Here is a 25119-nt window from a genome sequence, read left to right on the forward strand (position 1 = left end):
AAGAACTACTTCGAAAACGCCGGGTACGCTTCCGTCAAAACATGAAACGCTCTAGGACTTCAAATATCGATGAGGATGCGAGTGGTCGAATGGCTCTTGCCGAATCGGGCTGATGTGCAGGCGTAACAGCGCCCCCGGGACGTTCCGCATCGAATGCACCGGCTGTGTCGTAAATTATTGTAAGCGCGTGGTAACGAACCAGCTATTCCACGCTGAGCCGATACCCAATACCGCGCACGGTCTGCAGCCAGACCGGGTTGGACGGATCGCGCTCGATCTTGCGGCGCAGCCGGTTGATCTGGACGTCGATGGTGCGCTCGCCGACTTCCGAATCGTCGCCGACAAGCTCGTGACGCGGAATGGTTTCGCCGGCCCGCGCCGCGAAGATCGCCAGGATCTCCTGCTCGCGGTCGGTCAGCTTCAGGGCCTCGCCGCCACGCTTCAACTCGCGCCTGGCGATCTGGAAGGTGTAGGGACCGAAGACCAGCTGTTCGACCTTCGGCGTGGTCGTCGGGCCGCCGCGGCGCAGGATGTTGTTGATGCGCAGGATCAGCTCGCGCGGATCGAAAGGCTTCGGCAGATAGTCATCGGCGCCAGCCTCGAGCCCGGAGATGCGGCTGTCGGTCTCCGACAGCGCCGTCAGCATCAGGATCGGTACGTTCTTTTCGGCCCGCAACGACTTTGTCAGGTCGACGCCGCTTTCCCCTGGCATCATGACGTCGAGCACCAGAAGGTCGAAATCGAGGCCGGCAAGTTTGCGCCTGGCTTCGCCGGCATTGCCGGCGACGGTCACGCGAAAGCCGTTTTCGGTCAGATACTGTTTGAGAAGATTGCGGATGCGGGTGTCGTCGTCGACCACAAGCAGATGTGGCGCGTCGTCGTCGGGCGCGGCCGCCTGATCGACCCTCTCAGTGCTCTCCATGGCTTTTCCCTGACATTTTTGCGGACCCAACGTCGATCTGTGCTCTTAGTTCCGGGTTGACCATCGCTTCGAGGAACCGTTCCACCAAGGTCCGTTCGGTGATTCCGGAATCTCCCAATGCAGCATGGATGCGGCGTGACTGTGGCCGTGCCAGCGCCAGCGCCAGCGCGCGGCCCTTAGCTGTCGGATAGAGCTCCCGCTGGCGGCGATCGCGCGGACCTTGCAGCTGCACGACATGGTCGGTGTCGATCAATTGCTTGAGCACCCGCGCCAGGCTCTGCTTGGTGATCTTCAGCACGTCGAGCAGTTCGGCGACCGTCAGGCCGGGCCTGCGGTTGACGAAATGCAGGACCCGGTGATGGGCGCGGCCGAAACCGTAGTCGGCCAGGATCTGATCCGGATCGGAGGTGAAGTCGCGATAGGCGAAGAAGAACAGTTCGATGATGGCGAAGTCGATGCCGTCCTCGACTGACATCGCGGTCCTGATCGGCTTCCCGGCTGTGTGGCTTCGATCCGTCATCATTTCTCCGCTGAAAAGCGAGATTATGTCAGTACTATTGACGTAATTTCCCTGCAATGGTAATTTTTGACAAGCTTTTGGGCGGAATGCGAACAAAAAGGCAAGGGAAGCCGGTTTTTCCGGAACTTCCTGAGTTTGCCAGAGCTCACTTATCCGCCTACGCTTCGAACCAGCAGCCGACGTTCCCAACCCGTGACGCGGCTGACGAGAAACACGCAACGCTACAACGATGTGCGGGCCGCGGCCCGCGGGAGGTTACCATGGCATCCGTTCCCTTCGATCAACTGGACGGCTTTATCTGGATGAATGGCGCGTTCGTCCAATGGGGTGACGCCAAGATCCATGTGCTGACCCACGGCCTGCATTACGCCAGTGCGGTCTTCGAGGGCGAGCGCGCCTATGGTGGCGAGATCTTCAAGCTGAACGAGCACACCGAGCGCCTGCATGAATCGGCGCGCCTGCTCGGCTTCAAGATCCCCTATTCGGTGGCCGAGCTCAACGATGCCTCCGCCACGCTGTTGAAGAAGCAGGGTTTCCAGGACGCCTATGTCCGGCCGATCGCCTGGCGCGGCAGTGAGCAGATGGGCGTTTCGGCGCAGAACAACCGCATCAACTGCGCCATCGCCATCTGGCAATGGCCGAGCTATTTCGACCCGGCGCAGAAGCTGAAAGGCATCCGTCTGGACGTGGCGGAATGGCGTCGGCCCGACCCGCGCACCGCGCCCTCCAAATCGAAGGCCGCCGGCCTCTACATGATCTGCACCATGTCCAAGCACGCGGCCGAGGCCAAGGGCTATGCCGACGCCATGATGCTCGACTGGCGTGGCCAGGTCGCGGAAGCGACCGGCGCCAACATCTTCTTCGTCAAGGACGGCAAGATCCACACGCCAAAGCCCGATTGCTTCCTCGACGGCATCACCCGCCGCACGGTCATTGGCCTCGCCAAGGATCGCGGCCTGGAAGTGATCGAACGCGCCATCATGCCGGAAGAACTCGAAGGCTTCGAGCAATGTTTCCTGACCGGAACAGCAGCCGAAGTGACTCCGGTTTCGGAGATCGGGCCTTACCGATTCGAGGTCGGTGAAATCGCCAAGAACCTTATGAACGACTATTCTGCCGCGGTTCAACCCAAGCACGCGATTGCCGCAGAATAACGAAAGTCACAGCTTTTCAAGCAAGCAGGGGCGGTTTTCGGGCCGCCCCTTTTATTTCAGCGTTTCTGCATTTGACTTTCATCCAATTCGGCGTCTCATGATGCTGTCGGCCCGGGAGGCTGGCAGCTATGGAGGGACTAATCATATGGACATGAACACGCTTCTTCCGATCATTGTACAGGTGATTGCAGGCGTCATCGGCGGCCAGGCGATCGGTGTTGCGCTCAAGAATGCGGCTATGGGACAGCTGCCCAAAATCCTGGGTGGTGCCATTGGTGGTGTCGGCGGTGCGGCGATCCTCGGCAGCCTGCTTGGCGGCGGCACGATCGACCCGGCGGCAGCCGCGGCGGCTACGAGCGGTCTCGGCAGCGCGCTCAACCTCAACAATATCGTCGGCGGCGCCGGCGGCGGCGCGATCCTGACCGGCATTATCGGCGCGGTCATGGGCGCCATGAAGAAGTAGGCCTGACGGTCTCAGGTTTGTTCAAGTGGGCGGCTCCGGCCGCCCATTTCCGTTTCTGGAACGAGTGACTGTCCGTCTTTCGAGGGGTGGACGCCCTTCGCCGGCACCTCTACATCACGCCGAGACAACGAAAGGACGATCATGGGTCAGCTCAATGCCGGCATCGTGCCGGTGACACCGTTCCAGCAAAACTGCACCATCCTGTTCGACATGGACGACAAACACGGTGTCGTCGTCGATCCGGGCGGCGACATCGACAAGGTGCTGGCGGTGCTGAGGGACAATGCAATCACGGCCGAGGCGATCTGGATAACGCACGGCCATATCGACCATGCCGGGGGCGCCATGGAACTGAAGGAGGCGCTCGGCGTCGAGATCCTCGGCCCGCATGAGGCCGACAAGCCGTTGCTCGACAATCTGGAGAACCAGGGCAGGCGCTACGGCATCGCCGGTGCGCGCAACTGCGTGCCCGACCGGTTCCTCAGCGAAGGCGAGACCGTGTCGTTCGGCTCGCATGTGTTCGAGGTGTTGCATTGCCCCGGCCATGCGCCCGGTCATGTGGTCTATTACAACCGAGCGGCGAAATTCGCCCATGTCGGCGATGTGCTGTTTCGCGGCTCGGTCGGTCGCACCGATCTGCCGGGCGGCGACCATGCGGCGCTGATCGCCTCGATCAAGGACAAGCTCCTGCCGCTCGGCGACGACATCGGCTTCATCTGCGGCCACGGCCCGGGCGGCCGTTTTGGCGAGGAGCGACGGACAAATCCGTTCCTGATTTAAATTCCGGTTTGGAAAATCCGAGGCGGTCAAGCCGAACAACAAAAAAGGCGCTAGCCTTGCGGTCAGCGCCTTTTGGTTTGGGGCAGGGAAGACCTCAGCGCTTCGCGCTTCAAGGTTTTGCCCTTGTGCATGTCGTTGTCCCAAAACCGCTGCGCACTTTTGGGCGACATGCACTCAGTTGGCAGTGCAGAAATGCTGTTCGCCGTCATTGCCGGTGAATGTGCCGGTACGGGAGTTGAACGTCCGGTAACGGTCCGAGCAGTACTCGTACCAGTCACGTGTCCACGGCTCGGCATAGCTATCGTTGTAGACGACCCTCGGCTCCGCATAGTAGCGGCGGACCGGGGCGGGGCGCGGCCGCACGTCGCGATAGTAGTAACCGTCGCCGTAATCGTCGGGCGGCGGCTGGTCATTGGCCAGCGCGCCAACGATCAGGGCGCCGGCGGCGAGGCCGAGCACGCCGGCGGCGACGGCATCGCCATTGCCGTGGTGACGGTGATGACGCCATTCATCGGCGCTGGCCGCGGGCAAGGTCGCGAGCGTCGTGGCGACCACGGCGGCGGACAGGACGGCGGTCTTGAAAATTCGGTTCATGTCGGTCTCCTTCGTGCCGGCCCGTGTAGTTTTCAGGGGGGATGCGGTCCGGCTTTACCCAAGACTAATATGAGACCGTGGCTGAACGGGGGCTGAACGGATTTAAGCTGGCCGATCCGCCGCGAACGTCAGACATCGCACGCTCCGGGCAGCGGATCTGCCCTGCCGGCGGCGTCGATCCGAAGCCGGCTCAGCCGACCGACAGGTTGACGGCCTTGGGGCCCTTGCCGCGCTTGTCCGGCTCGGTATCGAATGTCACCTTCTGCCCGTCCTCCAGACCGGGAAGACCCGACGCCTGCACGGCCGAAATATGGACGAAGACATCCTTCGCGCCATCATCCGGTGTGATGAAGCCGAAGCCCTTGGCATGATTGAAGAATTTGACGGTGCCGGTCTGCGGCATGGGAAGCTCCTTTGATCCCATAAAGTCCAGTCTCGGGCCGGCAAATGCCCGAGCGGAAATTTGTCCTTTATTTTAGCGCCATCGGCAAGAGAAAGTTTTGCGGGCACCTGGCGCGGCGCGCTTGAGCGGATTCAGGCGACGCGCTTCAGGTCTTTGTTTTTATGCATGTCGTTGTTCCAAAACCGGGAGCCACCTTTGGGCGACATGCATGGGTCGGTGCTGGCGGCATGAAAAAGGCGCGGCGAAAAACGCCGCGCCTTTCAAAATTCAAATCCCTCTCCAAGCCGGCTCAAGGCATTGGAGCTTCCTTCGCGCACCCGCAGGGCGCGCGGCGCGCCGATGGCTCAGGCAGCGCGGAGATTGACCGCCTTGGGGCCCTTGCCCATGCGGTCCGGCTCGACGTCAAAGGTGACCTTCTGGCCGTCGACGAGGGTGCGCAGGCCCGAAGCCTCGATCGCGGAAATATGGACGAACACGTCCTTTGCGCCGCCATCGGGCGTGATGAAACCGAAGCCTTTGGTCGCGTTGAAGAATTTAACGGTGCCGGTCTGGGCCATTGGGGAAACTCCTTCACCCGTTCAGTCTTTGATGGTCCTGCCCGCCACCTGTCGTCGAGGGCAAGTCCCGGTGGTTGCTTCGGCAGTCATGCATTGGCGCATGGTCAAACCCCCCGCCGAAAAACGGGGCCGTCAGAGATTCACAGTATCGGGGAAAGGTCGTCCAAAACGTTCCGCTCTCCGGGTCGCAAATGCCCGAACACGGAATTTATCGCACGGAAACGTGAAGGTTGCAAGATAGCCCCGCGGGCCGCCGCCATGAGCGCATCCCGACGCATAAATCGACCGATCCGAGCGTCGATGGGCCGCAAATAGGCTGCGTTGACCGGCGGGTCATCGGCCCACGGCAACAATCCCGCATAGGCCAGAGACGGCAGGGGCGCGAACTGAAGATCGCCACGGCTCCAGCCACCATTGCCGGTGCGGACGGCAGCAAACGGGGTTGCATTTGGCAAGGGAATGGCGAGGATCGTGATACGGGGACGGGATCGAGGTAGAGGTCAACATGAGATATCTGGCGGCAATCTTGTCGCGGCAAGGCTTTGCCATCCTGTTCCTGTCGGCATTGCTGACTGCCTGTACCGTCGTCGTCGATGAAGGACCGGGGCCGCGTCCGCCACGGCCCGAGCCGCAATTCTGCAGCAGGCAGTACGAGCCGGTCTGCGCCAGGCGCGGCGGCGACCGCCAGACCTTCGCCAATGCCTGCCTTGCCGACCGTGCTGGCTACCGCATCGTGCGCGATGGTCCCTGCCGCGACGGCGGCGATGGCGATGGCGGTGGCGGTGGCGGAGAGCAGACGTTCTGCACCCGCGAATATGCTCCCGTGTGCGCCCGCCGGCATGGCGAGATGCGCACCTTCCCCAACGCCTGCGAAGCCCGCGCCGCGGACTACCGCGTCGTTGATGACGGGCCGTGCTGAGAGGTCATTTACCTGGCCTCTCCGCGGGGAATGTCCGCAGGGCATGAGCAGATCGGGGCGGTGTGTGGATTGAAGCGCGCGCCGCTCGTCACGGTGCCGGATACGCCCCGTCGGCGGGGCCGGCATAAAGCTCGCTGCCATCTTCGTCGGAAATGCGCAGGCGGTCGGGGATTTGCGGCATGGTGAGGGTGTGGAACAGCGCGGTGGCGCCCTGCAGGGCGGCGCGCAGGTTCGGTGCTTCCAGCGACACCTTGTCGAGCGTGGCTTCGTCGGCGTCGCGTGACCGGTAAAACTCGATGACGAAGTTCAAGGACGCCTCCGTGGCGGGGGCGGGCGTTGCGCTGTCCCGCGAGGGAGAGTCTTCGGCGCCGACAGGCGCCGAAGAGGCGTGCCGGGTGTCAGCCCTTCGATTTCGGCTTCAGGCTGCTCTCCGCCTGCTTGACCGACGAGCCGAACGGCGAGGCGGGCTTGGCCACGACCTTGTCCTTCTTCGGTTTGCGCGCTTCGCGGTTGCTTCGCTGTTGTCCCTTGGACATGTTCTGCTCCTGGTGCTTGTTGGCTTGGCTTGCGGCGCGGTCTCAGACACTGTCTGGAAATTCTACTCTGTCGGCCATCTGATGGCGTTTTCTGCGCTTCCGTTGCTCACGGATCAAATGTCCGCTGCGCTACGGTTCTCGAAACCGCCACCATGGGACTCGCCAGAGCGAATTTCGAAACAGTCGCTCAGATCGCGGGCATCTCGGCCGGTTCGAGATTGTCTTCCGTGGTGACCCGCTCATGGGTCTCCTGCTCGCTGCGGATGCGGTATTGCGGCGAGCCGTCCTTGACCGGGAGCATGCTCTTGATCTGGAACAGTTCCGCGGTCTTCTGGACGAGGCCGGTGCGGCTCTTCATGCGTACGGTCTGGCCGATGGCGAAGAGGTGCGCGGGCGTGTCGGTGCGCGGGCGCGCATTCTGCTGGAAACGGATCATGCTGCGTTCTCCCGGTCGCGCTTCAGCGCTGTTTCGAGTTCGAGGTAATCGATGGCGACAAGCTGGCTGGTGGGCGGGTTTTTCACCGCCCTTGCCGGCAGATGGATGAAGGTGGCGACGCGGCGCCAGGCAAGGCGCGACATGCCTTCGATCACCTCTTCGTCGTGATCGATGTCGTAGTCGCCGGCCGGCAGCAATCCTTCCAATCCGCCGAGCACGAAAGGTGCCGCGAAATGCGCGATGGAGCGGGTTGTGCGGTCCGACATTGTCTTAACCTTGATACCTTCCGGGTCCTGAAGTTTTCCGGCATCCACCGGGAAACGTCTTGCGCCTCGCGGCGCCATGCAGGCAGCGGTCCTGAAAGCAAAAAAGCGGGGACGAGCCCCGCTTTCCTATCTCCGGCTATCGCTGGAAATAAGCCGATTTCGAGAGCTGCCAGTACATCCGTGGTCAGCGTTCATCGAATTCGGCCGGATCAGATCAGTTGCAGATTGGCGGCCGACTCGCGGCCCTTGGTGTCGCGCTCCAACTCGAATTGCAGCTTCTGGCCTTCGGCGAGGCCAGGAAAGCCGGCGCGCTCCAGCGCGCTGACATGGACGAAAACGTCCTTGCCGCCATCGGTCGGCTGAATGAAGCCAAAGCCCTTCTGGCCGTTGTAGAACTTCACGGTTCCGGTGTTCATTGGTGTGGGTGTCTTTCGAAGAATGAGAAATGGTCGCGGAGCGAATGTGCCGCGCGCCCGGTATCGATGATTTGGAATGAGATTGGCGGGTCGAGAACCTCTGACGCCGCGAGATGCCAATTCTGGCCCCAAACGATCTTGTTTATATAGCTTAGCGGAGCGGATTGTTCAAGAAGATTTCCGAAAATCCATCGCATTGGCAAAAAAATAGAACGCTATAATTATTTGAAAAATTCTGATAGAGAGCGAGAACTTTCTAATAAAAATTCCAAAATTCATGCTGGGGCGATTGTCCCGGCACTTGTATTTTATTTATTCCCGAAAGGACAAAAACCATGGTTTCCGTCAGAACCCCGAGAGGCACGACCCTAGCGATCAACCCGATCATCAAGCCAGCCACCATGCACGCCATTGCCGTTGGCCCGACCGGCAAGCCGATGATCGTCAAGTCCGCACGGCTCACCGTCAGAAGCGACGAGGCGGCAAGGCGCACGATCGCCGACACCGATGGAACCGTGAGGCGGGCCAGACAGGTTGCCGAGAGCAATCGCCTGATCTGAGAAGGGTGACGGCTCGAATCCGCTGCCTGAGTTGGACAGCCCTGGTCCGCATCCGAGCCCGGCCGCAGCTGGATTTTTCAACGCAGCGTCGAGGAGATGCAAATGCCCGACAGCGAAGCCTACGCCTTCCCCAGCCTGAAGGGTGAACTCCTTGGCGCGATGAGCCATGATTATGGGCGGCGCGTCGAGGTGAACAGGTCGTGGACCATCTATCACGTGTTCACCGGCAGGCCGGCCGAGATCGGCACGCGGCCAATGGTCGGCCTCAGCGAGTTCGACGCCACTTCGGTGATGTTGTTCCTGAACTCTCACAACGCCGAAAGACGCAAGGCCTCGTTCTCGCGGCATCCGAGCGCCGGCGGTTCCTGCCAGCACTGATCCGCCATCGCTCGTATCGAGGTGGCTTTGCCACGGTAGCCTCGTTGGACCCGATCCACTCTTGAATCTCCGTCTCCCATGCCTTAGGTCCGGCAAGCGGACAAACACGGCAGGTTTCCCATCAACAGAGATCAGAGACGAGCGGCGGGTGCGGGAACCAGGTCTGGTGCTGGAGGACAGCCACCGTTGGGCCTCGACCAGTATGTGCAGCAGGCGCTGCAATTGCATCAGGCGGGGCGCCGGCAAGAGGCCGAGGCGATCTACCGGCAGGTGTTGGCGCGCCAGCCCAAGCACGCGGCCGCGGCGCATTTCCTGGGACTGCTGCTGCATCAGACCGGGCGCAGCGCCGAGGGACTCGATTTCATCGAACAGTCGGTAAGCCTGCAACCGACAAATCCCGACTTCCTCAACAATTTCGGCACGGTGATGCGCGATCTCGGCCGTGTCGCTGCGGCCGTCGATTTCTTCCGCGGCGCGGTCGATATCCGGCCGGACCAGCTCGCGGCGCGCGACAATCTCGGCTCGTCGCTGAAGCAGCTCGGCCAGTTCGAGGAGGCCGAGGAGATTTATCGCGGCACCGTCGCGCGCAATCCATTTCATGTTCGCGCCCGCATCGGGCTTGCCGAAACCCTGCAGGAAGCTGGACGCCTGGATGAGGCGCTTGGCGTCTTCCGCGAGGCGCTGGCCATCCGGCCGAAGGATGCCGATCTGTTGCATGGGCTCGGCGTCGGGCTGATGGAAAAAGGCAAGCTCGCCGAGGCCGCCGACCTGTTCCGGCAGGCGCTGGCGGTCAACCCCGGCATGGCGCGTGCCTGGCTGATGCTGACGCAGGTCAAACGCCAGAAGGAGCGCGATGCCGAACTGGCCGGCATGGAGGCGCAACATGCCAAGGCGCCGCAGGACAGCCTGGCGCGCATGCAGCTTTCCTTCGGGCTCGGCAAGGCCAATGACGATTTGAAGGATTATCCGCGCGCCTTCGACTATTTCGCCGAAGGCAATGCCATCCGCCGCAAAGGCATCGACTACGATCCCGTGAAGACGCGCGCGGAATTCGACGCGATGAAGACGGTCTTCGATGCCGGCTTCTTCGAAAAGCACAAGCCAAGCTCAATTGCCGACGACACGCCGATCTTCGTCGTCGGCATGCCGCGTTCGGGCACGACGCTGGTCGAGCAGATCATCGCCAGCCATCCCAAGGTCTATGGCGCCGGCGAGCTCCACATCTTGAAGACGGCCGTCGGCAAGCAGTTCCCGGCGACCATGCCGGGTGGCTTTCCCTGGGGAGTATCCGATGTAGCCGACGCGGAGTTTGCCGAGGCCGGGCAGGCGTATCTCGACATGCTGCATGCCCGCTATCCGCATATCCGCCATGTCACCGACAAGATGCCGGGCAACTTCCTGCTTATCGGCTTCATCCACATGATGCTGCCCAAGGCCAGGATCATCCACTGCGCCCGCGATGCGGCGGCAACCTGCCTGTCGATCTACAAGGTGCATTTCCGCGGCGACAGCCACCGCTATGGCTACGACCTAAGCGAACTCGCCGACTTCCACAATCTCTACACCGACATCATGGCACATTGGCGCACCGTGCTGCCGGGCGTGGTGCACGATGTGCGCTACGAGGATTTCGTCGCCGACCAGGAAGGGCAGACGCGGGCGCTGATCGCCCATCTCGGCCTGCCGTGGGACGACGCGGTGCTGTCGTTCCACGAGACCGACCGGCCGGTGCGCACGGCGTCGGCGGCGCAGGTGCGCCAGCCGATGTATCAAGGCTCGGTCGATCTGTGGAAGCGCTATGGGGACCGGCTGAAGCCGCTGCTGGACAGACTGGACTGAACGTCAGGCCGATGCCCCGCTCTGGCCGGCCCGCGCCTTCTGCTCATAACACAGGAAGACGTTGCCGTTGCTGAAGGTCTGCGACCGGGTCAGCCTCACATCGACGCGGCTGCCGATGCCTTCGAACATCGTCCTGCCTGCGCCAAGCATGACCGGGACGATCACTAACTGATACTCGTCGATCAAGTTCTCCTCGGCCAATTGAGCGACGAGATTGCCGCTTCCCAGGATGGTCATGTGGTTGCCCGGCTGCTGCTTCAGGTATCGAAGCTTCGCGGCTGGTCCGCTTTTTACCAACTCGGTGTTGTTCCAGCTTGCTGTGTCGAGCGAGCGGGAAAACACGACCTTCGGCATGGCGTTCATTCGTTCCGCCACCACCGGCGCGATCTGGGTGGCCATCGGCGTCGGCCAGAACTGGATCATCAGGTCATAAGTGAGCCGGCCCAGCACCAGCATGCCGCCGCCCTTGGCATTATCGGCGACGAAAGCGTTCCATTCCGGATCCTGGCTGTGCGCCCAGTCCATGGCGCCGTGCCCGTCGGTAAAATAGCCGTCGAGCGATATGCTGTTGAATACGATCAGCTTGCGCATAAGTAGGTCCTATTTTGAGAGATGGAGACGAGTTTTCGCGCCCTGCTGGCGGCGCCAGCATGCGGCAGCTGGCGATTGGTCGGGATGTTCTGCCTACAGTTCCATGAAGGGCTGGAAGCCGCCGAAGATCATACGCTTCATATCGAAGGGCATGGGCCCCCAGTCGGGTGTCAAACGCGGGTCGGCCATCACCTTGGGCATCACCGCGTCGCGGCTCTGCCTGGATTCATAGACCACCCAGGCGAAGACGACGATTTCGTCGTCTTTTGCCTGAACGGCACGCGGGAACGAGGTCAGCTCGCCATAGGGGACGTCGTCGCCGATACATTCGACATAGGCAAGCGCGCCGTGTTCCATCCATATGGGGCCGGTGAGGTTGGCGAGCTTCTTGTAGTCGTCGAGTTTGGCCTTTGGCACGGCAAGCACGAAACCATCGACATAGGACATGGGGGTTCTCCTTTGCTGAAAACGAGCGCCGGGTCGGCGGGGATACGACCCGGCGCGGTGAGCGCGTCAGCCCTGGCGGGCGACGCCTGCTCGCTAGGAAACTACTTCACCGGCGCGTTCATCGCCCAGGCGACGCCGAACGGGTCGTTCAGCTGGCCCCAGCGATCGCCCCAGAACATCACCTGAAGCGGCACCCCTTCCTTGCACCCTGCGTCGATCGCGCGCTTCCACCAGGTGTCGATCTCATCGCTGCCGAGATGAAGCTGCAGCGTGTAGCCCTGCGGGTTCTGATGCGGGTGGCCATGTTCTGGATAGGCATCGCCCAGCATCAGCGTCGAACCGTTGATGTGGAGATGGATATGCATGGTGCGGCCTTTGTCGTCAGCCGGATAGGCAAAGACCTGCTCGGCGCCGAAGGCCTTGCGGTAGAATTCGGCTGCCTTGAAGGCGCCATCCACCTGCAGATAAGGGGTCAATCCGCCGAGCACTTCTGCCCTGGGCTGAACGGGGGTCTGGTCAGTCATGTCTTGCTCCTCTTTGCGTTTGGCTTGGTCTTGCGAACCATAGGACGCATGAGGTGGCGGCGATCCTACATGGTCGCGAATTTTTCTACGAAGGCCGGGCCCGGACAGCCTGCCGGATTGAGCGGCGTCTGCACGGGCCGGCTGGTCGCGGTCATATGACCTTGGCCGAGAAGGTGGCCGCACGACGGCTGTTCCGCGCATCGAAGATTTCCGGAAAGCCGATGTCCTTGCGCAATTCGGCTGGCAGCGAAAGCAGGATGCGTTCGCTGCGGTGGCGGGCACGCGCTGCCGCATATTGGGTTGCGATGCGACCGATGGATGACAGGACCGACATGACAAATTCTCCCTGGTTGGTGCCGGCATCATCGTGTCGGCATCCCAAGGACGAGGCAGGTTCAGGCGATCCGACAGGTCGTCGGAATTATTTCAGGTGACCGACGCGGCAAGCGCGGTGTCGTAGTATTCCACCATCCCGATGATCTGGCCGTCGCGGACCGTCCAGAAATCAGCGGTACGCATGACAAGCTCCTCGCCGGTGGTTTTGCGCGTCAAATGGATCTCGACCTGCGCCGCGATCTTGTCGCCGCCGTCGATGATTTCGACCGGGACGAAGCTCCGGAATTCGAAATCATTGTCCAGCGACATGAGGCGGGCAAGGAACTCCTGCTTGCCGTTGCCCGACCTGATGAAAGGTGCCTGCGGTTCGGCGACCCAGGAGAAGACGACATCGTCGGAGCAGTGGGCCAGCGCGCCTACGATGTCGCGTTTTGCATAGGCATCATACAGGTTCTTGACGACGTCCACCCCGCGCATGACCGGTTTCCTCCCTCGGTTTGCGAACCCTCAGGATGCGCCTTTTTCGGACGGTGGGGAAGTGCGGGGCCGGCAACCCTGGAATGCCGGCCCGGCGGAGGCTTGGTTTTTCTTCAACCTCCCGCTTCAGCCACCGAGCGGAAGAAATCCTCGGGGTCTTCGACTTCGGTCAGCCGCCGCTTCTCGATCAGCCAGAAGCGGTTGCCGATGGCGCGGATGAAGGAGCGGTCGTGCGATGCGAGCACGCAACTTGCCTGGTGGGCGAGCAGCTCGGCTTCCAGCGCCTCCTGGCCGTCGATGTCGAGATGGTTGGTCGGCTCGTCGAGCAGGTAGAAGTTGGGATTGGCGAGCCTCAGCGCCAGCATCATCAGCCGCGCCTTCTGGCCGCCGGACAGCACGCCGATCCTGCGCTCCTGCATGTCGATGCCGACACCGGCGCCGGCGAGCAGCGAGCGGGCGCGCTGCTCGCCGACATCGTAGCGGCGCGAAACCATCGCCAGCGGCGTGTCGTCGCCGCTGATGCCGGACAGCGCCTGGTCGCTGTAGCCGAGCACCGTCGACGGCGTCACCTTCACGTTCCGCACGGTATCCGGCTCGAGGACGGCGTTGCGGATCAGGGTGACGAAGCGCGACTTGCCGACGCCATTGCGGCCGAGCAGGACGATGCGGTCGCCCTGGCAGATGTGGCGCTTGCCGGTCCTGAACAGCAGCGTGCCGTCGGGTGTTTCCACCGCCGCGTCGTCGAGCGTGATCAGCACCTTGGCATGCGTGCCGCGATTGGCGAGCCTGATCGCACCCGCCGACTTCTCGCGATGCGCCGGGGCCGCGGCCTCTTCCAGCCGCTCGGCGCGCTGGTTGAGCTGCTTGGTCTTGACCGTCAGCAGGTCGCTGCCCGAATTGATGCCGATGTTGTTGAGCTTGGCCGCCTGCCGGCGCAATTGCTGCGCCACTTTCATGTCCCGCTGGAACCTGCGCGCCATCGAGGCGTCGACCTCATCGAGCGCCTGCCTGGCGCGGGAATAGGGCAGCGCGAACACCGGCGACTGTTCCGGGCGCAGGAACAGCGTCCGGTTGGTTGTCGCGTCGAGGAAGGCACGGTCGTGGCTGGCGATGATAACAGGCACTTCGCGCGGCAGGGCGCTCAGCCAGCTTTCCAACTGGCTGATGCGGGCAAGGTCGAGATGGTTGGTCGGCTCGTCAAGCAGCAGCACGTCGGGATCGGTGACCCAGACGCGGGCGATCAGCGCCAGCCTCTGCCAGCCGCCGCTCAGCGCCCGCATTTCCCGGCCGCGCATCGGCTCGGGCACGTCGAGCGAATCCAGCACCACGTCGACGCGCCACATCTCGCTGTCGGCCTGATCCGGCGGCAAGGCATCGGCAACCACCTGAAGGAAGGTGCGACCAAGCAGGGCAGGGGGAACGGCCTGCTCGACATGGCCGACGCGCAGGCCGCGCGTGCGGGTGATGTCGCCGGAGGTCGGTTCCATCTCGCCGGTCAGGCATTTGAGCAAGGTCGACTTGCCGCGGCCATTGGCGGCGACGATGCCGAGCCGGTCGCCAGTGCCGATGGTGAGGTCGAGATTGGAAAACAGCGGCGCACTCATGGTGACGCCAAGAGATTTGAGGCTGATCAGGGCCATTTTGGATTTCTCTGGTCTTGCCGGAGACACCTCCGGGTGCACTTTGACGGTGCGCGTGCTGGCCATCAGGCTCGGCGTTGCGCACCACGAAGGGCAGACCAAAAAATCGAAGCGGGAAAAAACCCGGACCGTCCCTGGTCAGCCCTGCAAGCTAGCTCGCAGGGCAGAAATCGGGCCACGCTGACGATGGTGACGATAAAACGTGAACACGTGAGCCCTCCTTTCAAGACGTTTGAGTGTGGGGAGCGATTACACCAAAGGCGGGCCGGATGGCAAGGGGAGTGCGAGCGTGAGCAGAGCGCTGGAGCTGCCAATCTCCCTCCTTGTGGGGGAGATGTCCGGCAGGACAGAGGGGGGCGCGAAGGATCGCTACCGTCCCGGTCGCCCAGTCTTGCCTGGCCGGCGCTTTTCACGGCGAGAGTCGGTCGGGTCTTCGTAAGAACCGATACCGGCGCGCTGACGAACAACTGGTTTCGCGGAATCCCCGAGTTCCTTCGCGCCCCCCTCTGTCCTGCCGGACATCTCCCCCACAAGGGGGGAGATCGGCCGCGGCTTCGATGGCACCTTTCCCTCGACCGGCTTTTCCGTTCGCCGCACCGTCATCTCGTCGAGCGAGTTCTTCTTGAACAGCGGTTTGACCGGCTCGCCCGGAATGCCGAAGTCGGAGCCATGTGCTTCAGACGCCGACTGTTTCTTGAACAGCGATCGCGACACAGCACCCGCCGGCGTCGGCATGTCGGTGCCCGGGCCCATGTCGTCAATCGATGGTTTGGCGAAGAGCGGCTTCTTCACCGGCACGGCGCCATCGGCGCCCATCTCGTCAAGCGCTGGCTTGCGGAAGAGGTTGGGCCGGGCAGCCTTGGCCGCCTCTTCGGCGGCATGTGCTTCGTCGAGCTTGCGGAAACGCTCCTGCTCCTCCACCGTACGGTGTTTGGCCACGCCCTTGTTGTGCTTGCCCTTTTCGCGGCCCGAGACTGGGCTCTCCATGTCGGCGTATTTGGCCAGCGGGTCCTCTGAGATCGAGAGTTCCATCTCGCGCAGACGCTTGATCTCGTCGCGGATGCGGGCGGCCTTCTCGAAGTCGAGATTGGCGGCGGCGTCGCGCATCTGCTTCTCCATGGCGTCGAGATGGGCCTTCAGATTGTTGCCCATCATGGCGCCGGCGCTGTCGGTGAACTGCGAGATGTCGGCGCGGACGTGGTCCTTCTCGTAGACCGAATCCAGAATGTCGGAGATGCGCGACTTGACCGATTCCGGCGTGATGCCGTTGGCCGCGTTCCATTCCATCTGCTTTTCGCGGCGGCGGTTGGTCTCGGCCATCGCCCGCTCCATCGAGCCGGTGACCTGGTCCGCATAGAGGATGACCTTGCCGTCGACGTTGCGGGCGGCGCGGCCGATGGTCTGGATCAGCGAGGTTTCCGAACGCAGGAATCCTTCCTTGTCGGCGTCGAGAATAGCGACGAAGCCGCATTCGGGGATGTCGAGGCCCTCGCGCAGAAGGTTGATGCCGACCAGCACGTCGAAGGCGCCGAGGCGCAAATCGCGCAGGATCTCGATACGCTCCAGCGTGTCGATGTCGGAATGCATGTAGCGCACGCGCACGCCCTGCTCGTGCAGGTATTCCGTCAAATCCTCGGCCATGCGCTTGGTCAGCACCGTGACCAGCGTGCGGTAACCGGCGGCCGTGGTCTCGCGGATTTCACCGACGACATCGTCGACCTGGCTTTTCGCCGGGCGCACCTCGACCGGCGGGTCGATCAGGCCGGTCGGGCGGATCACCTGCTCGGCGAAGACGCCGCCGGCCTGCTCCATTTCCCAACCGCCCGGAGTTGCCGAAACCGCGACCGAGAGCGGGCGCATGGCATCCCATTCCTCGAAGCGCAGCGGCCGGTTGTCCATGCAGGACGGCAGACGGAAGCCGTATTCGGCCAGCGTCGCCTTGCGCCTGAAGTCGCCGCGATACATGCCGCCAATCTGCGGCACGGTGACGTGGCTTTCGTCGATGAAGACCAGCGCATTGTCGGGAATGTACTCGAACAGCGTCGGCGGCGGGTCGCCTGGCTGGCGGCCCGTCAGATAGCGCGAATAGTTCTCGATGCCGGCGCAGGAGCCGGTGGCTTCCAGCATTTCGAGATCGAAACGGGTGCGCTGCTCCAGCCGCTGCGCCTCCAGCAGGCGGCCGGCGCGCTCAAGCTCGACCAGCCGGTGCTTGAGTTCTTCCTTGATCGACTTAATCGCCTGGTTGAGCGTCGGGCGCGGCGTCACATAGTGCGAGTTGGCGTAGATCTTGACGCTCTTCAGTTCACCGGTCTTCTGGCCGGTCAACGGATCGAACTCGGTGATCTGCTCGATCTCGTCGCCGAACATCGAGATGCGCCAGGCGCGATCTTCCAAGTGGGCTGGAAAGATCTCGATCGTGTCGCCGCGCACGCGAAACGAGCCGCGGACGAAATTGATGTCCTGACGCTTGTATTGCTGGGCAACGAGATCGGCGAGCAGGGCACGCTGGTCGAGCCGGTCGCCGATCTGCATCTGGAAGGTCATCGCCGTATAGGTCTCGACCGAGCCGATACCGTAGATGCAGGACACCGAGGCGACGATGATGACGTCATCGCGCTCGAGCAGCGAACGCGTCGCCGAATGGCGCATGCGGTCGATCTGCTCGTTGATCGAGGATTCCTTCTCGATGAAGGTGTCGGTGCGCGGGACGTAGGCTTCCGGCTGGTAATAGTCGTAGTAGGAGACGAAATACTCGACGGCGTTTTCCGGGAAGAATTTCTTGAACTCGGAATAGAGCTGCGCGGCCAGCGTCTTGTTGGGCGCCAGGATCAAGGCCGGGCGCTGCGTCTCCTCGATCACCTTGGCCATGGTGAAGGTCTTGCCCGAGCCGGTGACGCCGAGCAGCACCTGGGTGCGGTCGTTGTTGTCGACACCCTCGACAAGGTCCTTGATGGCGGTCGGCTGGTCGCCGGCCGGTTCGAAATCCGACACCATCTTGATGGCGATGCCGCCCTCGGACTTTTCCGGCCGGGCAGGGCGGTGCGGTGTCCACAGGACGCCGTCCTTGTGCAGCGGATTGCCGGATTCGATCAGTGCCGAGAGGGCGGCGACCGTCGCGGTGACGCCGCTCGACGTCATCGTCTCGGCTTCTTCCAGCGAAATGTCGAGGCCGGCGACCGGATTGAGGCCGGCCGCGGTGCGCTCCCTGGCTGTCGCCGCGCCACCCATCGAGGTGCCGCGCGCGGTGCGGCCGGGCGAAGACGAGCGCTCGGGGATCTTTTTCGATGGTTTCGGCGACTTGCCGCCGTCACCCTTGCCGGTCAGGCGTCCTTCCTTTTCAGCTTCCTGTTCGATCTGCTCGGCCCAATCCGCGATCGAACCGGCCAACGCCGTGCCCGCCAGGTCGGCCTGCGGCATCTCGGCGAAGCCGCCTCTGTGGAGCGGTTCCGAGGCGTCGAGGAAATCTGTCAGCGGACTGCGCCGCTTCGGCGCGGCGCGGTCGTCATTCGCCGTCGGCGGCGTCTTCTTATCGGAGGATTTGGCCATGTCCCGAATATGGGAGGTCTTGGCCAAAATGGAAAGAGTGGGATGGCGGGAGGCGTGCCGCCAAGCGCGGCTGCTGACAGAAGGCTGTCAGGAGCGTGCGGGATAGGGTCGGGCGCCTGTCCCGTTGCCGGTCAGGCGCCGCTTCCGTTCGATGCCACCCGCGTCGCCGATCCGTTCAGGCGCGGCACCACGACGAGGCGCGTGACCTTGCCCTTCTTGAAGGCGGCGAGGAAGCGGCCGTAGTCCCTGAAGACGACACAGCCATTGGACTCGGCGCGGCCGCCGCGCAGCATGTAGGTGTGTGCGAGCAGGCCGTTGCGGTTGTACTTGTTGCCGCCGTTGACAGGCGTCAGGCGCAGGGCCTCGACGCCATGGAAGCGCGATTCACGCAGCGACAGGTTGTAGGTGTTGGGCGGCGTCGGGCCGCGATCCTTCTGGTCGACATAGCGCGGCTGGTCGACCATGGCGCCGAGGCCGGAATGGGCCTCGAGCCGCTGGCCGTCCGGCATATAGACGGTCTTGGCGCTGATGTCATAGACGGCAACGCCGCCGCCGGCTCCGGTCCTGGCGTTCGGCGCGTTGAACAGGTTCTTGAACGCCTGGCCGAGGCCGCCGGCGGGAACGTCGGGCTTGGCGTAGGCCAGCACGTCGCCGCCATCGGCCGGCCGGCCTTGCCGGGCCGGCTGAGCTGGTCTGCCGGCCTGCTGGACCGGCTTTGTCTGAGGCGCAGGCTTCTGCTGCACGGTCTTGGGCTGTTGAGCCGGCTTTTCCTGCTCCACGGACTTGGGTGGCTGCGGCGCGTCGAACTGCGGGCGGCGGGTCGGCAGCGGCACGTCGTCGGTCAGAGCGTCCGGCAAGGAGGCGGCATCGCCGGGCTGTTCCTGCTGGGTTTCGACAGGCGCGACCGCGACATCGGCCGGGGATTCGGTCATCGGCAGCGGCGAGGCGAATGCCTCGTCCTCGACCGGCAGCGACTGGACGAGGGCCAGTGCCAGTTGCGAGTCGCTTGGCGTCTCCGACTGGGCAAAGCCGATCGGCTGTGGCGCGGTCTGCACGACGACGGAGCCGGTATCGAGGCGGGCGAAGCGTTCCGCCGCCGGAGCCGGAATGTCATCCGACAGGCTGGCCACCACGCTGGCGGACGGCACCAGTGACGCCTCGGCGACTTGCGGCGCGACGCTGGAAATCACGGGACGGGCGTTGGCCGCGACGGCAGGCTTTCCGGCATCGGCGAAGGCGGCGGCAAGCCGGCTCGGCGACAGCGACGCTTCGATGCGTTCGAAACGCTCTTGCGATTTCGACTTTGCGACCGTCGGGACGACCGTCGGCTTCGCTTGCGCCACAAGGCGCGCGGATTTTTCAGCCTGGGGGCTCACCCCGGCCAGCCTGAAGCAGCTCGCGCCGCATTGCACAGCATGGTCGTGCAGGGCCTGCGCGCCGCCATGGGCATTGGCCAGCACGAACGGCGCAGAAGATGTGAGGAAATGCTGCTTCAGCGGATCGGCAAGGGCAAGCGAGCCCGGCATCGCCAGCGTCTGCGGCAGGCCTCCGGACGTTGCCGACAGCGAGGCGCCGACGGAACTCAGGCCGGCCATGGTGCCGATCAGCCACAAGCCAACGGCAGCGCTGACGCCGGGCACCGCGACCCAGCGGACGATCCGTTCAGGGTTGAAGGAAGTGGAACGCGGCGCGTCACAGGCGGTCTCGCCGTCCCAACGCTCGTCCCCGACAATTTTTCTACTCAAGAACGCCATGCGACCAATCTTGCTCCAATCGGCTCCCACGTCCGCGGCTGTGATAGCCGCGACGACCATTCTGTGAGTGATCCCAGGTGGTCCCCGACGCGTTTTCCGCGCCTGTCGTTAGTTGCCGATTGCTTCAAAATATGGACAAAGTTGGTTAACCAATCCCTCTCAAAACCAACAAGAGACGCGGACTTTGTGCCGAAGAAGGCTTGTCCACGACCATGAACGCGGTATTGCAGCCCTTCCAATGTTTTTTTGCTGCCTGTTTTTGCCGTTCAAGTCAAGCAAAACAGCCCTTGCTAATTGACGCAGAAGGCTTTTCAGCAAGGCGTGTGGCAGCGGCGCACGCCCATCGCGTGTTGCCGAACAATCCTCGGCACCGGCAAGACTGTTGCCCTGCTGCCACAATTTCTCCGCCCGGGCGGCAGCCTCTCGACGGCCATTGACTCGTTTTGGACGGCAGTGCAATCGGGGTAAGTGCTTGGTTTTGGGTGGCAAAGGCCACTTTCGGAGGCTTTTCCATGAAGCGTCGGGACTTCTTGGCGCTGTCGGCGGGTGCGGCGGCGTTTTCCCTTGTTCCAGGCGCCGTCAAGGCGAACGTGCCGGTGCCCTATGATCGGAACGCCGAGGTGCCGGTGACCGACAAGAAGGCGTTCATCGACTGGATGGTGGCCAATCGCGGCGAGGATCCGAAGTTCCTGGCGGAGCGATTCGATCGCTTCCAGATCATGGTCTACAACAAGGATGTACTGGACGACCGCAACAAGCGCGCCTTCCTGCTGACACCGCGCGAAGAGTTCGTGCTGCCGCAGAATCTGGGGCGCGCCTATGATCACGCTTTCCTCGACATCGGCTATGGCGTGACGATATCCGGTCCGCATCTGGTCGGACGCATGACGACGGCCATCGACGTGCAGCTTGGCGAAACCGTGCTCGAGATCGGCACCGGCTCCGGCTACCAGTCGGCCTACCTGGCCAATCTCACCGACAAGGTGCACACGATCGAGATCATCAATCCGCTGGCGCAGCGCACCCGCCGCACCTATGACGCGCTGATCGAGCGCGGCTACAGCGAGTTCGGCTCGGTCACCAGCCGCAATGCCGACGGCTACTATGGCTGGGAAAGCGTCGGTCCGTTCGACAAGATCATCGTCACCTGCGGCATCGACCACATTCCGCCGTCGCTGTTGCAGCAGCTCAAGCCCAATGGCGTCATGGTCATTCCGGTCGGTCCGCCGGGCGCGCAGCACGTGCTCAAGGTGATCAAGCAGCAACTCGCCGACGGCACGTTCAACATCGTCCGCTCGGACATCTACAATGGCAAGGTGGTGCCTTTCGTGCCCTTCACCAAGCTGGAAGGCGACCAGATCGTCGGCACGCACAACGGTTGAGTTGCCCGCCGGCCCGCGCCTGCCGAGCCAACCGCCGCATCAAGGGGCCTGAATGACGGCTGTCGTATCGACCTCTCCACCAAGCATCGCCTCGCTGGAGGCGCCGCGGCTCGCGCACTACCTCGCGGTCGGGCTGATTGCCGGCGCCATCATCGCGCTGCAGATATCGGTCATGCGGGTGTTCGCCGCCGGCAGCTGGTCGCATTTCGGCTCGCTGGTGGTGAGCCTCGCCATGCTCGGCTTCTCGCTGTCCAGCGTCGTCATCTTCGCTGGCAAGGACTGGTTCGACCGGCACTGGCAAGGGGCCGCCACATCAGCCCTGCTGCTGATCGGCCCGCTTGCCGTCGGCTCCAACCTGGTTGCCCAGACGGTGCCGTTCAACGCCATCTTCCTGGTCTCCGATCCCGAGCAGAAATGGCGGCTGCTGGCCAATTTCCTGCTCTATCTCCTGCCGTTCCTGGCCGGAGCGTTCTTCCTCGGCATCGTCTTCCTGAAAAGCCGCACTGCCTTCGGCCGCGTCTATTTCGCCGATCTCACCGGCTCGGGGCTCGCCGGCCTCGTCGTGCTGGTGTCGATGTATCTGTTCGCGCCGGAGACCATCATCGTCGTGCCGCTGCTTTTGTGGGCGGCCGGCTCGATCCTGTGGTTCCTCGCTTTCGGCGCCTGGAAGAGTGTCGTCGCCGGGGTGGTCGTGGCGGCGCTGTCGATAGCCGGTTACCTCATGCTGCCCGGCCTGCTCGGCATCCCAGACATCGCGGTATCGCAGTACAAGGGCGTTGCGTATGCGCGCAACTTTCCCGACGGCAAGCGCATCTACCGCAACGTCTCTCCGTTCGGCGACCTGCAGGTCTATGCCAGTTCCTACATGCATTTCGCGCCCGGCCTGAGCGACAACGCCGCCTTCGGCATGCCCGAAGTTCCGGCCAACACCTATGTCGGCATGTATCGCGACGGCGACGGGCCGGAAGGCATCATGCGCAACCTGGCGCTCGCCGAGCAGGTCTATTTCCGCTATCTGCCGATGCACTACCCCTATGTCATCAAGGCGAAGCCCAAAACCTTTGTCGTGCAGTTCGGCGGCGGCATCTCCACGCAAGCCGCGCTCAATGCCGGCTCGACCTCGGTCACCGTCGCGGAGAGCAACCCGATGACATTGCGGGCATTCCGCGACCCGGTCCTGAAGGACGTCACCGGCGATATTCTGGCCGAACCGCGGCTCAAGGTCATCGACTATGACGGACGCCTGTTCCTCGCCAACACGACAGAGCGCTACGACGTCATCGATCTCAGCCTTGCCGACAGCGTCGGCCTGTCCAATCCGGGCGGCTTCGCCATTTCGGAGAAATACGCCTACACGCACGAGGCGATGCTGAGCTACATGCACGCGCTCGCCAATGGCGGCGTGCTGTCGGTGACCTTGTGGAACAAGGAAGAGCCGCCGAAATCGGTGCTGAAGCTCTATTCGACCATCGCCGAGGCAGCCAGGACGTTCGATCCGAAGGGCGCGGCCAACGACATCTTTGCCGTGTCGAGCTATCTGTCGACGACGACCGTGCTGTTCAAGCGCGGCGGCTTCACCGAGACGGAAATCAAGACCCTGCGCGACTACACCAAGTCGATGTCGTGGGAGGAAGTCTACTATCCCGGCATGCCCTATGACGGCTCGACCGAGCAAAAGGTTCTCGACGATTATCGCGCCTCGATCTTCGGCAGCGGCGAGGATGCGACGCTCACCCAGCCCGCCGCCGATGCCACCGCTCCGGCCGCATCGGCGGACTGCGACCCGACGGCGCCGGCCGACCCGACGCTCGATGCCTGCGCCAACGGCGGCAATGCGGAGCCGGACGTGCTGCCGGCGACCGCCCTGCAGCGCATGGCCTGGCACGCGCTTTTGACCGGCGGCTGGGAAAAGCTCGCCAGCGATTATGTCTTCGACGCGCGGGCGCTGAGCAACGACCAGCCCTATTTCGCCGCCTATGTGAAGGTCGCCGACCTGCCGAGGACGCTGGACAGGCTCGACCTGTTCCAGGATGACTGGGGCTATCTGCTGATCTGGGCGACGCTCGGCATTGCCTGCATCACGGCGGCGTCGCTGGTGCTGCTGCCGGTCATATTCGGCTGGCGCATCGTCTTCTCGCGCTCGCGCGGCAAGCTCGGCACCATCCTCTATTTCGCCTGTCTCGGCCTCGGCTACATCATGGTCGAGGTCGGGCTGATCAGCCGCTTCACCGTGGCGCTCGCCAATCCGACCGTGTCGGCCTCGGTGCTGATCTCGTCGATGCTGGTGTTTTCCGGCCTCGGCAGCCTGTTCGCCGAACGCATCTTCGACCGCGCCAGAACGCTTTTGCCTGTCTTGTTGCTGGCGATCTGCGTGCTGCTGCTGGCCTACGGCTTCTATCTGTCGCCGGTGCTCGACCGGATCGGCGCCTATCCCTATGCCGTGCGGCTGCTGCTCTGCTTCCTGCTGGTGTCGCCGCCGGCCTTCCTGATGGGCATGCCGATGGCCACCGCCATGACCTGGCTGGCGCGGCTCGGCAAGGAGCACCTGTTCGTCTGGGCCTGGGGCATCAATGGCTGTTTCTCGGTCATCGGCTCGGCGGCGGTGCCGATCGTCGCCACCAGCTTCGGCCTCAGCGCCGTGCTGCAATGGGCGGCGATCGCCTATCTCATCGCCATCCCGGCCTTCTTCGCGGTGCTGCTGCCGTCGAGGGCGCCGTCCATCCGATTGGTGATGGCCTGATGCCCGACCGGCGCGCCATCATCGCCGGACTGTTGGCCGCGGCGGCCTTCCCGGCGGCGAGCCAGGCGGCGCGCTTGCGAAAGGCCATATCGACGATCGTGCCGTTCAAGACATCGCCATTCCCCTACCGGGGAAAACTGCCGGACGGTTCAGGGCCGTTTCTCGACGTGACGGCGAACGGCCGGCGCGGCCACACCTCGCCGCGCGGCGGCATCTACTGGGAAGACGAGACCTATTCCGACCGCAGCACGCTGCTGGCGATGCCGAAAGGGTTCGATCCGGCCAAGCCGGCAGTCATCGTGGTGTTCTTCCACGGCAATGGCGCCATCTTGCAGCGCGATGTGGTCGGGCGCCAGCGGGTGGTCGCGCAGGTCGAGGCGTCCGGCCTCAACGCCGTGCTGGTGGCGCCGCAATTCGCCAGCAACGCGCAGGATTCCAGCGCCGGTAATTTCTGGACGCCGGGCGTCTTTGCCAGGTTCATGACCGAGGCAGCCCAAGCCCTGGGCAGGCTGACCGGGGCCAAGGCGGCGAAATTCGACGCCATGCCGGTGGTGCTGGTCGCCTACAGCGGCGGCTACAACCCCTCCGCCTCCGTGCTGAAGAACGGCGACATCGGTGGCCGCCTGCTCGGCGTCATCCTGCTCGACGCGGTGTTCGACGAGGCGGACATTTTCGCCAACTGGATCGAGCGCCACAGGAAGAGCTTTTTCGTCAGCGCCTATGGCCAGTCCTCGGCCTCCGGCAATGCGCAGATCCGGCAGTTGCTGGCAGGGCAGGGCATAGACGCCAGTTCGGATCCGCCGCGCCGGCTCGAAGCCGGGACCGTCGCCTTCCTCGCCTCGGATGCCGCCCACGACAGCTTCGTCACCCGCGCCTTCGTCGGCAACCCGCTGCAATGGCTTCTCGCCCGCCTGCACGGGTTTTCCCGCTAATCCCAGG

General features: G+C 63.4%; 28 protein-coding genes. 10 read left to right on the forward strand and 18 right to left on the reverse strand.

The window, feature by feature from the left end; genetic code table 11:
* Positions 1 to 202 precede the first annotated feature (202 nt).
* Positions 203 to 922, reverse strand: coding sequence for a response regulator (locus tag NR193_RS30055; protein ID WP_256754311.1), 720 nt, complete (start codon positions 920 to 922; stop codon positions 203 to 205).
* Positions 909 to 1442, reverse strand: a complete 534-nt coding sequence (locus NR193_RS30060) for a MarR family winged helix-turn-helix transcriptional regulator (RefSeq protein ID WP_256754312.1) — start codon at positions 1440 to 1442, stop codon at positions 909 to 911. Before NR193_RS30060 ends, NR193_RS30055 begins: the two co-directional genes overlap by 14 nt.
* A gap of 260 nt (positions 1443 to 1702) precedes the next feature.
* Here NR193_RS30060 and NR193_RS30065 point away from each other — a divergent pair, with 260 nt between their 5' ends.
* From NR193_RS30065 to NR193_RS30075, 3 genes are all read left to right on the forward strand, one after another.
* Entirely contained in the window at positions 1703 to 2596 is an 894-nt protein-coding gene (locus NR193_RS30065) for a branched-chain amino acid aminotransferase (protein WP_256754313.1), read from the forward strand.
* A gap of 145 nt (positions 2597 to 2741) precedes the next feature.
* On the forward strand, positions 2742 to 3059 hold the full coding sequence (locus NR193_RS30070) for a hypothetical protein (RefSeq protein WP_091579147.1): 318 nt from the start codon (positions 2742 to 2744) through the stop codon (positions 3057 to 3059).
* Positions 3060 to 3200: 141 nt separating this feature from the next.
* Entirely contained in the window at positions 3201 to 3839 is a 639-nt protein-coding gene (locus NR193_RS30075; protein WP_256754314.1) for an MBL fold metallo-hydrolase, read from the forward strand.
* 174 nt (positions 3840 to 4013) lie between these two features.
* Here the strand turns inward: NR193_RS30075 and NR193_RS30080 are convergent, their stop codons facing one another.
* The 3 genes from NR193_RS30080 to NR193_RS30090 form a co-directional block, all read right to left on the reverse strand.
* Positions 4014 to 4433, reverse strand: a complete 420-nt coding sequence (locus NR193_RS30080; protein WP_256754315.1) for a BA14K family protein — start codon at positions 4431 to 4433, stop codon at positions 4014 to 4016.
* Between the two features lie 190 nt (positions 4434 to 4623).
* Positions 4624 to 4836 (reverse strand): cold-shock protein, encoded by a 213-nt coding sequence (locus NR193_RS30085; protein WP_008877668.1) that lies wholly within the window; start codon positions 4834 to 4836, stop codon positions 4624 to 4626.
* A gap of 344 nt (positions 4837 to 5180) precedes the next feature.
* Positions 5181 to 5393 (reverse strand): cold-shock protein, encoded by a 213-nt coding sequence (locus NR193_RS30090; RefSeq protein ID WP_006202520.1) that lies wholly within the window; start codon positions 5391 to 5393, stop codon positions 5181 to 5183.
* 505 nt (positions 5394 to 5898) lie between these two features.
* Here NR193_RS30090 and NR193_RS30095 point away from each other — a divergent pair.
* Positions 5899 to 6312 carry a Kazal-type serine protease inhibitor gene (locus NR193_RS30095; RefSeq protein ID WP_256754316.1) on the forward strand — a complete coding sequence of 138 codons (414 nt, stop codon included), beginning with the start codon at positions 5899 to 5901 and terminating at the stop codon, positions 6310 to 6312.
* Between the two features lie 88 nt (positions 6313 to 6400).
* On the opposite strand, the gene NR193_RS30100 is transcribed toward NR193_RS30095, so the two are convergent.
* From NR193_RS30100 to NR193_RS30120, 5 genes are all read right to left on the reverse strand, one after another.
* A complete protein-coding gene (locus NR193_RS30100; RefSeq protein WP_256754317.1) occupies positions 6401 to 6622 on the reverse strand; it encodes a hypothetical protein in 222 nt (73 codons plus the stop codon).
* A gap of 88 nt (positions 6623 to 6710) precedes the next feature.
* Positions 6711 to 6848, reverse strand: a complete 138-nt coding sequence (locus NR193_RS30105) for a hypothetical protein (protein WP_167365109.1) — start codon at positions 6846 to 6848, stop codon at positions 6711 to 6713.
* Between the two features lie 187 nt (positions 6849 to 7035).
* Positions 7036 to 7284, reverse strand: coding sequence for a hypothetical protein (locus NR193_RS30110; protein ID WP_256754318.1), 249 nt, complete (start codon positions 7282 to 7284; stop codon positions 7036 to 7038).
* Positions 7281 to 7550 carry a hypothetical protein gene (locus NR193_RS30115; protein ID WP_256754319.1) on the reverse strand — a complete coding sequence of 90 codons (270 nt, stop codon included), beginning with the start codon at positions 7548 to 7550 and terminating at the stop codon, positions 7281 to 7283. The genes NR193_RS30110 and NR193_RS30115 overlap by 4 nt, the downstream gene beginning before the upstream one ends.
* Positions 7551 to 7759: 209 nt before the next feature.
* Positions 7760 to 7966 (reverse strand): cold-shock protein, encoded by a 207-nt coding sequence (locus NR193_RS30120; protein ID WP_023809797.1) that lies wholly within the window; start codon positions 7964 to 7966, stop codon positions 7760 to 7762.
* A 335-nt stretch (positions 7967 to 8301) separates the two neighbouring features.
* Between NR193_RS30120 and NR193_RS30125 the strand changes: the two genes are divergently transcribed.
* The 3 genes from NR193_RS30125 (at position 8302) to NR193_RS30135 (ending at position 10743) form a co-directional block, all read left to right on the forward strand.
* Positions 8302 to 8526, forward strand: a complete 225-nt coding sequence (locus tag NR193_RS30125; RefSeq protein ID WP_256754320.1) for a hypothetical protein — start codon at positions 8302 to 8304, stop codon at positions 8524 to 8526.
* Between the two features lie 102 nt (positions 8527 to 8628).
* Positions 8629 to 8904 (forward strand): hypothetical protein, encoded by a 276-nt coding sequence (locus NR193_RS30130; RefSeq protein ID WP_256754321.1) that lies wholly within the window; start codon positions 8629 to 8631, stop codon positions 8902 to 8904.
* Between the two features lie 204 nt (positions 8905 to 9108).
* A complete protein-coding gene (locus NR193_RS30135; RefSeq protein ID WP_256754377.1) occupies positions 9109 to 10743 on the forward strand; it encodes a tetratricopeptide repeat-containing sulfotransferase family protein in 1635 nt (544 codons plus the stop codon).
* Between the two features lie 3 nt (positions 10744 to 10746).
* On the opposite strand, the gene NR193_RS30140 is transcribed toward NR193_RS30135, so the two are convergent.
* From NR193_RS30140 to NR193_RS30175, 8 genes are all read right to left on the reverse strand, one after another.
* Positions 10747 to 11334 (reverse strand): dihydrofolate reductase family protein, encoded by a 588-nt coding sequence (locus tag NR193_RS30140; RefSeq protein ID WP_256754322.1) that lies wholly within the window; start codon positions 11332 to 11334, stop codon positions 10747 to 10749.
* A 93-nt stretch (positions 11335 to 11427) separates the two neighbouring features.
* Positions 11428 to 11781: a DUF1428 domain-containing protein gene (locus NR193_RS30145; RefSeq protein ID WP_256754323.1), complete on the reverse strand. Its 354-nt coding sequence runs from the start codon at positions 11779 to 11781 to the stop codon at positions 11428 to 11430.
* Between the two features lie 101 nt (positions 11782 to 11882).
* Positions 11883 to 12305 carry a glyoxalase/bleomycin resistance/extradiol dioxygenase family protein gene (locus tag NR193_RS30150; protein ID WP_256754324.1) on the reverse strand — a complete coding sequence of 141 codons (423 nt, stop codon included), beginning with the start codon at positions 12303 to 12305 and terminating at the stop codon, positions 11883 to 11885.
* Positions 12306 to 12456: 151 nt separating this feature from the next.
* On the reverse strand, positions 12457 to 12639 hold the full coding sequence (locus NR193_RS30155) for a hypothetical protein (protein ID WP_256754325.1): 183 nt from the start codon (positions 12637 to 12639) through the stop codon (positions 12457 to 12459).
* A 92-nt stretch (positions 12640 to 12731) separates the two neighbouring features.
* Positions 12732 to 13118: a nuclear transport factor 2 family protein gene (locus tag NR193_RS30160; RefSeq protein WP_256754326.1), complete on the reverse strand. Its 387-nt coding sequence runs from the start codon at positions 13116 to 13118 to the stop codon at positions 12732 to 12734.
* 113 nt (positions 13119 to 13231) lie between these two features.
* Positions 13232 to 14758 (reverse strand): ABC-F family ATP-binding cassette domain-containing protein, encoded by a 1527-nt coding sequence (locus NR193_RS30165; RefSeq protein ID WP_256754327.1) that lies wholly within the window; start codon positions 14756 to 14758, stop codon positions 13232 to 13234.
* Positions 14759 to 15127: 369 nt separating this feature from the next.
* A complete protein-coding gene (uvrB, locus tag NR193_RS30170; protein WP_256754328.1) occupies positions 15128 to 18304 on the reverse strand; it encodes an excinuclease ABC subunit UvrB in 3177 nt (1058 codons plus the stop codon).
* Between the two features lie 131 nt (positions 18305 to 18435).
* Positions 18436 to 20058, reverse strand: a complete 1623-nt coding sequence (locus tag NR193_RS30175) for a DUF2778 domain-containing protein (RefSeq protein WP_256754329.1) — start codon at positions 20056 to 20058, stop codon at positions 18436 to 18438.
* A gap of 512 nt (positions 20059 to 20570) precedes the next feature.
* Between NR193_RS30175 and NR193_RS30180 the strand changes: the two genes are divergently transcribed.
* Genes NR193_RS30180 through NR193_RS30190 form a run of 3 tightly spaced genes read left to right on the forward strand, consistent with a single transcriptional unit; the run spans position 20571 to position 25112 of the window.
* Complete coding sequence (locus NR193_RS30180) at positions 20571 to 21440, forward strand: protein-L-isoaspartate O-methyltransferase (protein WP_256754330.1); 870 nt, start codon at positions 20571 to 20573, stop codon at positions 21438 to 21440.
* 52 nt (positions 21441 to 21492) lie between these two features.
* Positions 21493 to 24180: a hypothetical protein gene (locus NR193_RS30185; RefSeq protein WP_256754331.1), complete on the forward strand. Its 2688-nt coding sequence runs from the start codon at positions 21493 to 21495 to the stop codon at positions 24178 to 24180.
* Complete coding sequence (locus NR193_RS30190) at positions 24180 to 25112, forward strand: hypothetical protein (protein WP_256754332.1); 933 nt, start codon at positions 24180 to 24182, stop codon at positions 25110 to 25112. The genes NR193_RS30185 and NR193_RS30190 overlap by 1 nt, the downstream gene beginning before the upstream one ends.
* Positions 25113 to 25119 lie beyond the last annotated feature (7 nt).

The sequence above is a fragment of the Mesorhizobium sp. Mes31 genome (assembly GCF_024519675.1).
Taxonomy (GTDB): domain Bacteria; phylum Pseudomonadota; class Alphaproteobacteria; order Rhizobiales; family Rhizobiaceae; genus Mesorhizobium.

What these genes read in the sequence shown, in the direction of transcription:
- NR193_RS30055 (WP_256754311.1), bottom strand. Translation starts at nt 922, where the DNA reads ATGGAGAGCACTGAGAGGGTCGATCAGGCGGCCGCGCCCGACGACGAC.
- NR193_RS30060 (WP_256754312.1), bottom strand. Translation starts at nt 1,442, where the DNA reads ATGACGGATCGAAGCCACACAGCCGGGAAGCCGATCAGGACCGCGATG.
- NR193_RS30065 (WP_256754313.1), top strand. Translation starts at nt 1,703, where the DNA reads ATGGCATCCGTTCCCTTCGATCAACTGGACGGCTTTATCTGGATGAAT.
- NR193_RS30070 (WP_091579147.1), top strand. Translation starts at nt 2,742, where the DNA reads ATGGACATGAACACGCTTCTTCCGATCATTGTACAGGTGATTGCAGGC.
- NR193_RS30075 (WP_256754314.1), top strand. Translation starts at nt 3,201, where the DNA reads ATGGGTCAGCTCAATGCCGGCATCGTGCCGGTGACACCGTTCCAGCAA.
- NR193_RS30080 (WP_256754315.1), bottom strand. Translation starts at nt 4,433, where the DNA reads ATGAACCGAATTTTCAAGACCGCCGTCCTGTCCGCCGCCGTGGTCGCC.
- NR193_RS30085 (WP_008877668.1), bottom strand. Translation starts at nt 4,836, where the DNA reads ATGCCGCAGACCGGCACCGTCAAATTCTTCAATCATGCCAAGGGCTTC.
- NR193_RS30090 (WP_006202520.1), bottom strand. Translation starts at nt 5,393, where the DNA reads ATGGCCCAGACCGGCACCGTTAAATTCTTCAACGCGACCAAAGGCTTC.
- NR193_RS30095 (WP_256754316.1), top strand. Translation starts at nt 5,899, where the DNA reads ATGAGATATCTGGCGGCAATCTTGTCGCGGCAAGGCTTTGCCATCCTG.
- NR193_RS30105 (WP_167365109.1), bottom strand. Translation starts at nt 6,848, where the DNA reads ATGTCCAAGGGACAACAGCGAAGCAACCGCGAAGCGCGCAAACCGAAG.
- NR193_RS30110 (WP_256754318.1), bottom strand. Translation starts at nt 7,284, where the DNA reads ATGATCCGTTTCCAGCAGAATGCGCGCCCGCGCACCGACACGCCCGCG.
- NR193_RS30115 (WP_256754319.1), bottom strand. Translation starts at nt 7,550, where the DNA reads ATGTCGGACCGCACAACCCGCTCCATCGCGCATTTCGCGGCACCTTTC.
- NR193_RS30120 (WP_023809797.1), bottom strand. Translation starts at nt 7,966, where the DNA reads ATGAACACCGGAACCGTGAAGTTCTACAACGGCCAGAAGGGCTTTGGC.
- NR193_RS30125 (WP_256754320.1), top strand. Translation starts at nt 8,302, where the DNA reads ATGGTTTCCGTCAGAACCCCGAGAGGCACGACCCTAGCGATCAACCCG.
- NR193_RS30130 (WP_256754321.1), top strand. Translation starts at nt 8,629, where the DNA reads ATGCCCGACAGCGAAGCCTACGCCTTCCCCAGCCTGAAGGGTGAACTC.
- NR193_RS30140 (WP_256754322.1), bottom strand. Translation starts at nt 11,334, where the DNA reads ATGCGCAAGCTGATCGTATTCAACAGCATATCGCTCGACGGCTATTTT.
- NR193_RS30145 (WP_256754323.1), bottom strand. Translation starts at nt 11,781, where the DNA reads ATGTCCTATGTCGATGGTTTCGTGCTTGCCGTGCCAAAGGCCAAACTC.
- NR193_RS30150 (WP_256754324.1), bottom strand. Translation starts at nt 12,305, where the DNA reads ATGACTGACCAGACCCCCGTTCAGCCCAGGGCAGAAGTGCTCGGCGGA.
- NR193_RS30155 (WP_256754325.1), bottom strand. Translation starts at nt 12,639, where the DNA reads ATGTCGGTCCTGTCATCCATCGGTCGCATCGCAACCCAATATGCGGCA.
- NR193_RS30160 (WP_256754326.1), bottom strand. Translation starts at nt 13,118, where the DNA reads ATGCGCGGGGTGGACGTCGTCAAGAACCTGTATGATGCCTATGCAAAA.
- NR193_RS30165 (WP_256754327.1), bottom strand. Translation starts at nt 14,758, where the DNA reads ATGGCCCTGATCAGCCTCAAATCTCTTGGCGTCACCATGAGTGCGCCG.
- uvrB (WP_256754328.1), bottom strand. Translation starts at nt 18,304, where the DNA reads ATGGCCAAATCCTCCGATAAGAAGACGCCGCCGACGGCGAATGACGAC.
- NR193_RS30175 (WP_256754329.1), bottom strand. Translation starts at nt 20,058, where the DNA reads ATGGCGTTCTTGAGTAGAAAAATTGTCGGGGACGAGCGTTGGGACGGC.
- NR193_RS30180 (WP_256754330.1), top strand. Translation starts at nt 20,571, where the DNA reads ATGAAGCGTCGGGACTTCTTGGCGCTGTCGGCGGGTGCGGCGGCGTTT.
- NR193_RS30185 (WP_256754331.1), top strand. Translation starts at nt 21,493, where the DNA reads ATGACGGCTGTCGTATCGACCTCTCCACCAAGCATCGCCTCGCTGGAG.
- NR193_RS30190 (WP_256754332.1), top strand. Translation starts at nt 24,180, where the DNA reads ATGCCCGACCGGCGCGCCATCATCGCCGGACTGTTGGCCGCGGCGGCC.